Source organism: Okeania sp. SIO2C2 (assembly GCF_010692625.1).
In the GTDB taxonomy this organism is placed as follows: domain Bacteria; phylum Cyanobacteriota; class Cyanobacteriia; order Cyanobacteriales; family Microcoleaceae; genus Okeania; species Okeania hirsuta.
The window spans coordinates 25,185-38,472 of record NZ_JAAHGM010000042.1 but is presented as its reverse complement, the minus strand read 5'-3'; the positions used below and the strand labels follow the sequence as shown (position 1 = coordinate 38,472).

Below are 13,288 nucleotides of genomic sequence, written 5' to 3'. Positions count from 1 at the left end.
GAAACAATAGTATGAGCAATATATTTAGGAGTTATAAAATTAAAATTAGTGATTAAAATGATGACAGAAAATCAAGAATATTATTGATATCAATAAATTAATTATTATCCTATCATTATCACTCTCATCATGACAAAAGTAATAGTTTTTATAAAATAAATCAATGGTAAATTTTACAGCAATAAAAAATATAAAAAACAGTTTATTTTTATTACCATTTAACAAACACTTTCATCAAGAAAAGGAACTGTCTTTTGAAGAAAAACAAAACCAAACATTAGTAGATATAGGATATAAATTAAAAAGATTTCGAGAGAAACATTCTATTTGTTTAGAAAGAGTGGCAATAGTAACAATGATTAGAATTAATTTGCTAGAAGCTATAGAAGAAGGTAATCTAGAAAAACTACCTGAGCCTGTTTATATCCAAGGTTTAATCAAGCGATATGCAGATGCTATGGGATTAAATGGAGAGCAATTAGCAAATCTGTTTCCGACTGAAAAAACTCAAGAAACTAGCAAAAAATCTCTCCTCAATCTATCAATACCTCAGCTACGACCACATCATCTCTACTTCTTATATGTATCTATTGTTTTATTGTCAGTTAGTTTGTTGCCTCGTCTAATGAGTAGCTATTATATACTAGGGAAAAAATCTGAAATTAATAATTATAGAAAAGAAAAAAATCAAAGTGATTTAGCTCAGGCATCTTCAGGTAATATTAAAATTGAGGAAAAATCTACAGATCAAATAACAACAGCAAAGTTAGAAAAACAAAATAAAAAACAATCTTTAGCAGTGAGTGTAATTGTCAAAGAAGACTCCTGGGTATCAATAGAAATAGATGGAAAAATAGCATTTGAAGGCACTTTAGTGCAGGGCACTCAAAAGACCTGGGAAGCTCAAGAACAATTAGTTTTCTTTGCAGGAAACGCTGGAGGAATATTAATACCTATTAATAACGGACAAACTATGCGACTGGGAAAAACAGGAGAAGTAAAAGAAGTTGTTTTTACTCCTACTGATACTAAAATTTCCCAGTCCAGCAATACTAAAAATTAAAAACTATGAATCTTCATTTTGTGGCTCACGACCATAAATTTCTGTGACTTCTCTAAGGCGATCGCTTACCTCTGAAGTTAATATTTCCGGTTGATAGCGCCAGCTCCAATTTCCTTCAGCAACTCCAGGTTGATTCATCATAGTTTCTTCTCCAAATCCGAAAATATCTTGTAGGGGAAAAATTGCTATAGAAGCCACCGAAGACATAGCCAAACGAATTAAATCCCAATGAATTCCATTACCACAAGTACAACCAAGAAAACGAGTAACTCGTTTTTGTTCTTCAGGAGAACGGTTATTGAACCAGCCCACAGTAGTATTATTATCGTGAGTGCCAGTATAAACAATCCAATTAGGAGAAACATAGTTATAGGGTAAATAGGGATTTTCATGGCCTGAGTCAAAAGCAAAATGCAGAATCTTCATACCAGGAAGTTCAAACTGATCGCGCAATTCTTCGACATCAGGAGTAATCAAACCTAAGTCCTCAGCAATGATTGGCAGAGACCCTAACTTTTTATTAATAGTTTCAAAAAAAGCTTCACCTGGTGCCTCGACCCATTCACCATTTATGGCTGTAGTTTCACCTTGTGGCACTGCCCAATAAGCTTTCAAACCACGAAAGTGGTCAATTCTAATCAAATCCACCTTATTAAGCATTGATTGAATACGTTGGACCCACCACAAAAAATCTTCCTGTTCTAATCTATCCCATTGATAAACTGGATTGCCCCATAGTTGACCAGTCTCACTAAAATAATCTGGGGGGACACCTGCCATCAAAGATGCTTCACCTGTTTCTGCATCTAGACAGAATATTTCTGGATGTGCCCAAACATCAGCACTATCATGGGCAACATATATAGGAATATCGCCAAAGATTTTTATTCCTTGCTCATTGGCATAATTTTTCAGCTCATCCCATTGTTGGAAAAACTCAAATTGAACGAATTTATGGTACTGAATTTCATCGGCCAAACGTTGCTGCCATTCTTTTAATGCTGCTGGTTGACGACGGGCAATTTCTTGATCCCAGGTATGCCAACTAGCTCCTTGGTGGGCTTCTTTTAGGGCCATATAAAAAGCATAATCATCTAACCAAAAAGCTTTACTGGCACACAAATCATAGAATGCTTGTTTTTCCTCAGATTGTTTTATTTTAAAATTATCGTAGGCTTTTTGTAGTAAAGAGCGCTTGAATTCTGTGACTAAATCAAAATCTACTCGGTCATTTGGAAATTCTGGCAAATTAGATAAGTCTTCTTCACTGAGTAATTCCTGGTCTAGTAATTTCTCTGGGCTAATTAGCAGAGGATTTCCTGCCATTGCTGAATAAGCTAGATAGGGAGAATTACCAAAACCTGTTGGTCCTAGTGGTAGAATTTGCCAAATTTGCTGTCCACTGTCTCTTAAAAAGTTGACAAAATTGTATGCTTCGTTACCTAAGTCGCCAATTCCAAAGGGACTTGGGAGGGAAGTAGGGTGCAGTAGAATACCGCTAGCTCTTGAAAGTGGCATAGCTAAACCTAGAAAATATTAATCAAAAAAATTGCTGGCATGAAATACCAGCTTAAAATTTATTTTACAGTATTGACATCTCCAGGGGTTGAAATACCCTGGATTCTGTGGCAAATTCACCGCAAATGGGACGGGGTGTTTAAAGTGCGGAATTTACTTCCGCACACAGCCCCTCATAAATCCACATTTGCTTAAAGCCTGAAGGACAGACTTCTATACTCCTCGGCATAGACCTAAATCTAGCTGTGAGCTTACCTTTTTTTTTGTAGCTTTCACGAGTGGTTTTACTCAAGATATTGGAGCTATAAATCGCTGCTCTAGCTGCGTTGCTTGCTTTTCCTGCGGAATGCTGCGCAAACAGCCGTCGTAGGAAGCATCGTCCCCGCCTCCTGTCCGCCGGAATTTCACCGCACTAGCTAGGGGTCATGGCGACAAACCTTGTTTTTAGCGAGTATTCCTTGTGTAGCATACTTTTACTCCGCTTTATTGCCCGCGTGTTGTTATTCAACCAGGGGATAAATCTTCCGGGAACTTTTCTCCCGTCAGTTTTTATGTTTTTGAGTTGATAAGGTACAAAGTTTTATGCTTTAATTTGCTGTAAAATATTAAATTTTTGGCGTTGCTGAATGGTAATGATTTTTAGATTAAGTATCAACGTAAAACATAAGTTTTTCAATTTTACCTTCAGCTACTTACCATTACATTTCAGCAACGCCAAATTTTTATAGGAGATAATAAATTGTGGTATTAATTAGAGTTTTTATACTTGATGTTATAAAAATTATTTCCACATCCTAATAAGTAGGTAGGTGTTAAAATTTATCATTAGAGGAAGGCAGAAAGCAGAAGGGGAAAGGCTTAGGAACTACTTTACTTTTTGTTAAATACTTAATTCTTTTCATGCCTACATACTTAGCTAACTGTTTTTAGTTACTTTCCTAAAATTTTGATATTCATTGGGGTTCAATTTATAGAACCAATTTGGGATATATGAAGCATCTCCTCCACCCATAGGGAGTAGGGAGTAGAGAGTAGGAGGAAATAATTGATGAATAAGAGTACAATAATTGATTTTATTTTTGATTGTTGGATATTTATATTAATTATGTAATTAAAGGCATTGCTGAATTAAGGTATGAAAGTAGGTTTATAGGGAACAGGGAACAGGGAACAGGGAACAGGGAACAGGGAACAGGAAAAAGTTAATATTAACAAGTAGTTCAAACCATCCAAAATAAAAAATCCCAAATACAAAATTATCAAATCATACCCAGAATCAGCAACGCCTAATTAAATATAAATATCCTAACTTTTAGGCCAAAAATCCCAACATTAGCTAATATTCCAAATGGCTTTTATATGACTAAGATAATCATTTTCTACAAAGTTTATCTGTGACTTTGAGTGTTTTATACTTTTAGGAAAGTATAGGGTGTGCATATTAGTTTTAAAAGCTTTCATATAATTTTTTGAGGCTAAAAATTCTCTTAATTAATAAGATAATCATTTTCTACAAACTTCATCTGTGACTTTTAATGATTTGATAATTTGAGGAAATTATAGGGTTAGCATATTAGTTTTAAAATCGCCCATATAATTTTTTTTAGACTAAAAATTCTCTTAATTATCTGGCACTACCAGTTACAAATTTCCTCGTTTTATCAAGCATTCAATTTTCTGTTCACAGCTTTCAATACGAGAAAGTATTCTCTATATTTACTCAACTAAATATTCTTTTCGAGAATCAGAACTCATTAACTCCTCAATATCCCACAAAAGTCGATTACACATATTATCTAAAGGTAAGTCATTCGGATCGTAACCAAAAGGATTTTCTATCTCTAATCCAATTGCTTCAATTCCTAATAGAGCAAAGCTAATTACTCCTGTAGCAGGAATAGTTATCCAAGATAAATCAGCTACTAATTGAAAAGGTAGAGCAAAACAATACAAAAATAATAAATGTTTTAAGTGAGTTGCATAAGCTAAAGGAATAGGCGTATTTAAAATTCTTTCGCAGCCAGTTTTATCTTTTACCATTAAATCTAAAATTTGATTATAAGTAGATAGCTGAATACTGTCTATGTAATTAAGGTCGTAGATTTTTCGGAAATAATCTCCAATCCATTTAGCAATTCTCAGAGGTATATGATTAACTTCTTTCAGTTCTAAATATTGATTATTGCTAATAATTGACTGAAGTTGCCCATCGATACTTTCATTTCTTAAATGTAATTTTGTTGCCATCAGAAAACCAGCTAAAAGTAAAACTGCTGCCTTCTTCTCCTCTGTATCTTCTGGAGTTTTTTCAGGAATATTTACCCACATTTGTCTTGATAAAGACCGACCTGAAATTATTATTCCCCCAATCAGTTTTCGCCCTTCCCAGAATTTATCATAAGATGTATTTGTTCTAAAAACTAATAACAAACCTAAAACAACACCGGGGATTAAACTAGCTAAAATTGGTTGATGAATCCAAATAAGACCACTCTGATAAATAATGGTAACTATTAAAGAAAAAGTCATTGCAACTACTACTCGTTGCCAAACTCTGGGTATTACTGAGCCTTTTAATGTAAATATTAATTCTATCCAGTTTCTGTTACGAAAAGCCATATTTACTTAACAAGTCGTTAGTGGTATATAAATTCAAATTACCATAGAAAAAGTTAACTAGGCTTGATAGTTCGGTAAAAGAGTAGAAGTTTATAAGCTTTTTGTCAAAGCAACTACAGATTAATTCGGTTGAGATGAAAGCTGAGACTCTGGTATTTCTTCCTCAGTTGTAGTTGCTTCTACTCTTGAAGTTAAGCTACCAGCAATAATCATAGAGATGCCACAACAAACAACAGCGGATCAACGATCGCCGTATAAAAAATTCTCCATAACCAAGAGAAACAAAAATCTGAAGCAATAATAAAGAAATTAAAAATACCCATATAAACCTCACTGCACTTTGGTTGTGCTCTTCGGGTAGAATATCTCTGACAAAAGCTCAAAAAATCTTCATAATAACATTTACTGAGGTAAGTACCTACATAAAATTAATTGTATATTTTGAATCCAAATTAATCAAAACTTTTTTTGCTAAGTTTAAATAATACCAATTTCATAAACTGAAACAACACTTGTAAAAGTATCTATAGCAATTCCCAAAAAGCGTGAGGTACAAAACTTTAAGCTTTAGGCAACAGGCAATAGGCAACAGGCAATAGTCAAGTTAATACAAGAGTGTACCTCACTAGTGCTGCTACGCGGAAGTTAAAAGTCAATCATTTTTGATTTGAATTGTTTTAGGATTTTGTAACTGGTCAGTTATTTCCGCCATCCTGCACTAACCTGAGAAACGCTATATCAATCTTGAAAACGGCGTTGCTGATTTGAGGTATGATATCTTGTCCGGATAAGAGGGCGAGCAAAAAACTTTCTCCTTTTACTCGGGGTTTCTTATTCTTTCTTCCTTCCTGAGGACTGAGGACTGAGGACTGACTCCTAAAGAATTAAAATTAATACCATACACGTGCTTCAGCAACGCCTTGAAAACTAAGGTGTCAAGTTATGTGTAGTCTGACTTGAGAAAATTGGTATAACTTTCATAAGCTGAAGGTTCTAATCATTTATATTTGATAAATATTCACAATGTTTATATTTGATTTAATTGTGGTGAGTAAGTGGGCAAAAAGAATATTATTTATCCTTTTCCCCTCTATTTTTTTTTGCTGATTACATAGTTTTTTATTCTGGCAAATCCAAGCATTATCCATTGCTAAGTAAGTGTGTTTAATTATCCGTAGAATAGCGATGTAAATTCAAAACTTTGAAAATCAGGTTGAAAACTGCATTCTGGCTTCATTTTCAGATTCTTAGTTTTTTTTGCGCAGCATTCTGTAGAAAACGTTTATTGATGCCCATTTACTTAATACTGTTTCTTTTTCTAGCTATTCAACTTAATTGATCGAGTGCAAGCTAAAATTATATTCACTATTCATCTGACCTTCAAAGGCATTACTTTCTAAGATATTATTTCTTGATAGCTATTAAATGGACATAGTATATAGCAATAGACAGATAGAGTACAGACACAGACTGACAATGCTCTTTAGACAGAGAAATGTTTTTCCTACTGTTCCCTGTTCCCTGCTATAACAACTCCGATGTGAATACTAATAAAATTATGCAAACTTTCTATCAATTAAAATCTCTGTTTATAAAAGTTCCATTCCAGGAAATTGAGAATGAATTTAATGAACTCCCAAAAAATGTTATTTCTGGTTTAAATCAACAAATTCAGGCTTTGCCTTGTCATCCTAAATATGTCAAAATTTTGCAATCTACTTTAGAAGAAGCATTATGCCAATGGCAAGAAAATCCAGAAGCTAATGAACTGGTAATTCTCAGCAGTTCTATAGAACCTTTATCTCAAATTATCCAGACAGCTTTAGTTAATTGGAGTCATGAAAATATCAGAGATATAAAATTATTATCCTGGTCAAATAGACCTAAAGATTTCCTGAAAATTGTCTCCAAATTACAAAATTATTTAGGTCTGTCTGCAAGGTTAGATGTTGATGGTAATTCTGGCAAATTTCAGGAATTAATAGTTATTCCTTGTTTGGAATTTTGCTTTCTACGACACATACATGGTTTGGATGGAATTGAGTTTTTAAGAAATAGAATATTTCAAGATAATTCTCGATTTTGGTTAATTGGTTGTAATTCTTTAACATGGCAGTATCTTGACTATATTTATAATATTAATTCTTACTTTGAAAAAACTCTATTATTACCGACTATGACAGGAGAAGAAATTATGGAATGGCTGATGCCTGTAATTACTAAAATGGAGTTCAATAAAAATGATCTAGATGAAGAAAAACAATTTGCTAAAATGCAAGAACATTTTGATTATTTATCACATATTTCTCAAGGTTTAAGTTCAGCAGCTTCTCAATTATGGCTAAAATCTTTGAGTATGGCAAATATGGAAAATATTGATTCTCAAGAAACAGAAAAAGAGAATATTTTAGTAGAGTATCATCAAATTAAATCATTAGATTTACCAGAATTAAGCAGTAGCGATCGCTATCTTTTATTTTCTATGCTTTTGCACAAAGAAATTAATTTATCTAACCTTGCCTTGAGTTTGGGAGAATCTGAAAGTAGAATTCAATTCCAAATTCAACAATTATTACGCATGGAGGTAATTCAACGTTTGAATAATCTTTTTAGTATTCATCCTGCATATTATCCAAAGCTGCGTAAGCATTTAAAAAAATATAACTTTATTACTGATTTAATAGAATAGACTTCTTGCAGAAGTCAGGGAATAGGGTTCAACAATTAATAATTAATTATTAATTACTGGAGAGTACAAAGTTCTGCTAAAAAACAGTTGGCTCTCAAGATTGAAAGTGTTACTGGGAAAGGTTTACAGCACCTACGCTCTGTGAATGGAGAATTTTTAACCTTGAGTCCATGAAACCCTTGACTAGCAATAGTTATTCCCAGAACTTTGCACTGTCTAGTTAATTATTACCTCTCCTTTAAAAAAAGAGGATTGACTAAAAGGAAAATTTTTCTTTATTATCCCCTTAAAAGGGGAGTCTTTAAACCACAGTTTTTCGGTAAGTATTTCCTACGGAATGCTTAGGAATAGGAAATAGGGAAATTAAGTTGCTTATTTCATATCTTGAATTGATTTAATTAAATTTTTTGCAAGAGGTATAATGATTTTAAATTATCTAGGATTAACATTATTTTTTCATTTTAATTTACTTACAGTAGCGCCAGGATTAGATGGAATAGGTATCAAAGATATAAATCTTCAGACTATTCTAAAAACAGTAATTGCTTTAGCTCTTGCTTATGGTTTTCTTATTAGTGTTAAATTTTTGAGTAAGTGGTTATCAGAAAGAGTTCCTTTAAGATTTCGAGCAGTAGCTAAACAATCAGAGCCTTTTCTACAAGCCTTAATTCTATTAACTTCCACAATATATATATTGAGTTTGTTCTTGCAACTTTCGACCGAAAATTTATTAGCTATAACAGGAACAGTTGCTGTAGCTTTAGGTTTTGCTTTTAAAGATTATGTTAGTTCTCTAATTGCTGGAGTAGTAGCTCTATTTGAAATTCCTTATCGAGTAGGAGATAGAGTTCAAATTGGAGAAAATTATGGCGAAATTATTACTTATGATTTGCGGGGAATACGTTTACAAACTGTTGAGGATAATCTGATATTTATTCCCCATAACAAAATTTGGAATGAGCCGATATCTAATGCTAATAATGGTGCTTTAGAAGCTCAAGTCACAACTGATTTTTATTTAGCTCATGGAGTCGATTCTGAACTGGTTATTAAAATTTTACATCTGGCTGCTTATACCAGTAAGTACACTCAATTAAAACTTCCAGTTAGTGTATTAGTTGAGGAAAAACCTTGGGGAACTCAATATCATTTAAAGTCTTATCCTATAGATGCTAGGGATGAATATGTTTACAAAACTGATTTAGTGAGGCGAGTTAAACAAGCTTTTGCTAAACATAATTTTAATTACCCTAAAAGTAATTTCAGTCAAGAGTAAATATAGAGTAGGGGAGAAATTCAAGTAAGCATTCAGCGGTCAGCTAGCCTCTTACAGAGGAACTGCGTTATCAGCTATTAGTTATTAACTGATTATCGCATCGAAGGAGGAATTAGTGTCCAAGGATAATTAACAGTTATGTTTGCTTCAATACTGTGTGGAAAAGACTCGATCTTATCCGGAAACAGTAGAGTAGTTCCTGGGCAGATTTTCCCTGAATAATTGACAAAAAATAAATCATGAAGATACAGCAGATTCCACCTTTGTGAAATACATTCATAGCTAGCAAGATGCTCGCACTACAAATATTTAATTGTTAATATCTGTACTTCATATACTTGGAATTTGCTGCATCAATATAATAGAGTTGTCGCTAAATAAAGGGAAAGAATCACTCTAACCTAGACAGAGCAATAATTCCCAGCATTTTTGCCATCCAATAGCTACAATCCTTACATAACAAGGTTTTTGGGGGATTTTTAAGTTATAAAGCGACAAGTCTAATAAAATCTATAAATCCACATTCTGCACTTCAAAATAATAAAAAAATACTGATGATTAACATTTGATTTCTGATTAATTTGAAAATCTATAGCAACCTAATAGCAAAGTCTGAAAAACAATTAGACAGAGCAAATAGCCGAAAATCTCAGAAGTACATACCTGGTATTAAACTGCAATTAAAAAACTACCATATTAGTTATTAATTATTAATTGTTAATTGTTGAATGGTTATCTTTTATGAGAAGCTCAAAATTTCGCCATCCTTTAAGACTTAAGTACCACAAAATTTTCATTCTGTCAAAATAGACAAATTATTGGTTTTCATAAATAGTTATATTTTGAAGCGATGGCACAGCACTCAATTACTACTTTTTAGCTATTTTAAGAACGAAAATACTGAGGTTTCAGCCTATTATTTCTTAAGTATTTTTAAAAGTAGTTATAAGATTGGCAGTATATCATTGTTTTTCAGTATACCAAATCCCTGAAAAAACGCAAGTTCGTAGAAATGCAAAGCAAAATTTGTACCTAATTTGAACGCTCATATTTAAAATTCAAAACAGAGATTGTATTTTGTACAAATTTTATTTATACACATTTTCTCGGACTCTCTTAACTGAAAATCTATAATATTTTTATAAAATTTTGTTGGTTTTATGGATCAAGATATTTTTTCCAAATACATCAAAATATCATAGTTACCTGAAACTTAATACTAATTTAAACTTAATTAAATCTTCAACAGAAAAATGTGTAATCAATTATAAAAAAAGTACAAAAAAATAGAGAAAATAATTCAAGTCAACCCCACAAAAAAAGAACAGAACTATAATATCAACAGATATCAAACCAGCCCCAGAAAAATCCAAAATTAGGGTAAGGAAAGAATATGAAAGTAACAAACGAACAAGAACTTGAAGAGCTGATCAAAAAAGTAAAACAAGCTCAAGAAAAATACGCCACTTATACTCAAGAACAGGTAGACTACATATTCAAAAAAGCCGCCCTAGCAGCCAACGCAGCTAGAATTCCCCTAGCCAAAATGGCAGCCACAGAAACAGGCATGGGATTAGTAGAAGACAAAGTAATCAAAAATCACTTTGCCTCAGAAATAATATATAACAAATACAAAAACGAAAAAACCTGTGGAGTTATCGCAGAAGACAAATCTTTTGGCTTTCAAAAAATCGCCGAACCAGTAGGAATTCTTGCCGGGATAGTTCCCACAACTAATCCCACATCAACAGCAATTTTTAAATCATTAATAAGTCTCAAAACTCGTAACGCAATTATATTTTCTCCTCACCCCAGAGCCAAAAAATGTACCTGCCAAGCAGCTAGGGTAGTTCTCGAAGCAGCTGTTGCAGCAGGGGCACCAGAACAAATAATCGGTTGGATAGATGAACCAACAGTTCCCCTATCTCAACAACTGATGCAACATCCAGATATTAAGCTAATTCTAGCTACTGGTGGACCGGGAATGGTTAAAGCTGCCTACTCCTCGGGTAATCCATCCTTGGGAGTTGGTGCTGGTAATACTCCAGCTTTGATTGACGAAACTGCCGAAATCAAAATGGCAGTCTCTTCAATTATCCTCAGTAAAACTTTTGATAATGGGATGATTTGTGCCAGCGAACAATCAGTGGTTGTAGTTGATAGTGTTTACGATACAGTCAGACAAGAATTTATCGACCGAGGCGCTCATTTCTTAACTCCAGAAGAAAAAGACAAACTGAGGAGCAAAATTATAGTCAACGGACGGTTGAATGCGGAAATTGTCGGCCAACCCGTGCAAAAAATTGCCGAAATGGCAGGTTTCTCCATTCCAGAAAATACCAGAGTAATTATTGGTGAAGTAGAAAATATTAATCAAGAAGAACCATTTGCCCACGAAAAACTTTCCCCTATCTTGGCAATGTATCGGGCAAATACCTTTGAAGAAGCTGTAGACAAAGCCGAAAGTTTAGTCGAATTTGGTGGACGTGGACATACAGCAGCTTTATATACTTCTCCTGCCAATGCCGACCATATTAAACGATTTGAAGATACAGTCGAAACAGCCAGGGTTCTAATTAATACTCCTTCTTCCCAAGGAGCGATCGGCGACATCTATAATTTCCGCCTTGACCCTTCCTTAACTCTAGGTTGTGGAACATGGGGTGGTAACTCTGTTAGCGAAAACGTTGAACCCCACCACCTATTAAATATAAAGACAGTGGCAGAACGTCGAGAAAATATGTTGTGGTTTCGCGTTCCACCAAAAATTTACTTTAAATATGGTGCCTTACCTACTGCCATGCGAGAATTGGCAGGTAAACAACGAGCATTCATTGTCACTGACAAACCCATATATGAACTCGGGATGACTCGCGGTTTAGAAAATGTGCTGGATGAAGTTGGAGTTAAATATGACATTTTTTATGATGTAGAACCTGACCCTTCTCTGGACACTGTGAACCGGGGTTTGGATATGATGCGGAAATTTAATCCTGATGTGATTATTGCTATCGGTGGTGGTTCCCCCATGGATGCTGCAAAAATTATGTGGTTGATGTACGAGCATCCAGAAATAGAGTTTGAAGGTTTGGCAATGCGGTTTATGGATATCCGCAAACGGGTTTATGATTTACCACCTTTGGGAGAAAAAGCTATTTTGGTAGCAGTACCTACAACTTCCGGTACAGGTTCGGAAGTTACACCTTTTGCCGTGGTGACTGACCGCCGAAATAATATTAAGTATCCTCTGGCAGATTATGCTTTGACTCCCAGTATGGCAATAGTTGATCCAGAGTTGGTATTAAATATGCCGAAAAGTCTGACTGCTTTTGGTGGAATAGATGCTTTGACTCATGCGTTGGAAGCTTATATTTCTGTTTTAGCTTCTGAATATACTAATGGTCTGGCATTGAAAGCTATTGGATTAATTTTTAGATATCTCCCTTCTGCTTATAACAATGGTGCTAATGACCCCAAAGCACGAGAAAAAATGCATTATGCTGCAACAATTGCAGGTATGGCTTTTGCTAACAGTTTTTTGGGAATTTGCCATTCTATCGCTCACCAGTTAGGAGCTATTTTTCATATTCCCCACGGTTTGGCAAATGCGTTGATGATTTCTCATATTATTCGTTACAACTCTACCAATGCGCCGTTCAAACAAACAACATTCTCCCAGTATAAATATCCTAATGCTAAATGGCGTTATTCTCAAATTGCTGATTATTTGCTATTGGGTGGAGAAACTGAGGATGAAAAAGTAGATTTGTTAATTGCTGCTATTGAAGAGCTGAAAAGTCAGGTGGGTATTCCCAAGGCAATTAAAGATGTGGTCTCTGTGAGTGAAGCTGAATTTTTTGCTAAGCTGGAAGATTTGGCAGACCAAGCTTTTGATGACCAATGTACGGGTTCAAACCCTCGGTATCCTTTGATTAGTGATATTAAGCAGTTGTTGACCAATGCTTATCATGGTGACTTGGTTACTTCCGGAGAGTTGAATGGTAATGGTGCTGTGATTATTTCTCCAAGTACACCTGCTGTAGTAGGACAAGGTTGAAGAAAGTCAGTAGGGTGGTGTTAGCGATAGCGTAACGCACCTATTGCTAAGGAGTCATATCATGTC

The 13,288-nt window shown here is 34.3% G+C and carries 6 protein-coding genes; 4 read left to right on the top strand and 2 right to left on the bottom strand.

Annotated elements, in window-relative coordinates; translation table 11 throughout:
- The first annotated feature begins 163 nt into the window (after positions 1 to 163).
- Positions 164 to 1,063, top strand: coding sequence for a RodZ domain-containing protein (locus F6K18_RS25665; RefSeq protein WP_287525131.1), 900 nt, complete (start codon positions 164 to 166; stop codon positions 1,061 to 1,063).
- 3 nt (positions 1,064 to 1,066) lie between these two features.
- On the opposite strand, the gene malQ is transcribed toward F6K18_RS25665, so the two are convergent.
- Together malQ and F6K18_RS25655 are read right to left on the bottom strand one after the other, a co-directional pair.
- The gene (malQ, locus tag F6K18_RS25660) at positions 1,067 to 2,581 is read right to left on the bottom strand and encodes a 4-alpha-glucanotransferase (protein ID WP_287525130.1); all 1,515 of its coding nucleotides are present in this window, start codon (positions 2,579 to 2,581) and stop codon (positions 1,067 to 1,069) included.
- A 1,716-nt stretch (positions 2,582 to 4,297) separates the two neighbouring features.
- Complete coding sequence (locus tag F6K18_RS25655) at positions 4,298 to 5,200, bottom strand: bestrophin family protein (protein WP_287525129.1); 903 nt, start codon at positions 5,198 to 5,200, stop codon at positions 4,298 to 4,300.
- 1,558 nt (positions 5,201 to 6,758) lie between these two features.
- On the opposite strand from F6K18_RS25655, the gene F6K18_RS25650 reads away from it, so the two are divergent.
- From F6K18_RS25650 to adhE, 3 genes are all read left to right on the top strand, one after another.
- The gene (locus F6K18_RS25650; RefSeq protein WP_287525128.1) at positions 6,759 to 7,889 is read left to right on the top strand and encodes a hypothetical protein; all 1,131 of its coding nucleotides are present in this window, start codon (positions 6,759 to 6,761) and stop codon (positions 7,887 to 7,889) included.
- 421 nt (positions 7,890 to 8,310) lie between these two features.
- Positions 8,311 to 9,165 carry a mechanosensitive ion channel family protein gene (locus tag F6K18_RS25645; RefSeq protein ID WP_287525127.1) on the top strand — a complete coding sequence of 285 codons (855 nt, stop codon included), beginning with the start codon at positions 8,311 to 8,313 and terminating at the stop codon, positions 9,163 to 9,165.
- Between the two features lie 1,393 nt (positions 9,166 to 10,558).
- Positions 10,559 to 13,222 (top strand): bifunctional acetaldehyde-CoA/alcohol dehydrogenase, encoded by a 2,664-nt coding sequence (adhE, locus tag F6K18_RS25640; protein ID WP_287525126.1) that lies wholly within the window; start codon positions 10,559 to 10,561, stop codon positions 13,220 to 13,222.
- The last annotated feature ends 66 nt before the right edge of the window (positions 13,223 to 13,288 follow it).

Coding starts and splice junctions, on each gene's coding strand:
- F6K18_RS25665 (WP_287525131.1), top strand. CDS start 164: ATGGTAAATTTTACAGCAATAAAAAATATAAAAAACAGTTTATTTTTA.
- malQ (WP_287525130.1), bottom strand. CDS start 2,581: ATGCCACTTTCAAGAGCTAGCGGTATTCTACTGCACCCTACTTCCCTC.
- F6K18_RS25655 (WP_287525129.1), bottom strand. CDS start 5,200: ATGGCTTTTCGTAACAGAAACTGGATAGAATTAATATTTACATTAAAA.
- F6K18_RS25650 (WP_287525128.1), top strand. CDS start 6,759: ATGCAAACTTTCTATCAATTAAAATCTCTGTTTATAAAAGTTCCATTC.
- F6K18_RS25645 (WP_287525127.1), top strand. CDS start 8,311: ATGATTTTAAATTATCTAGGATTAACATTATTTTTTCATTTTAATTTA.
- adhE (WP_287525126.1), top strand. CDS start 10,559: ATGAAAGTAACAAACGAACAAGAACTTGAAGAGCTGATCAAAAAAGTA.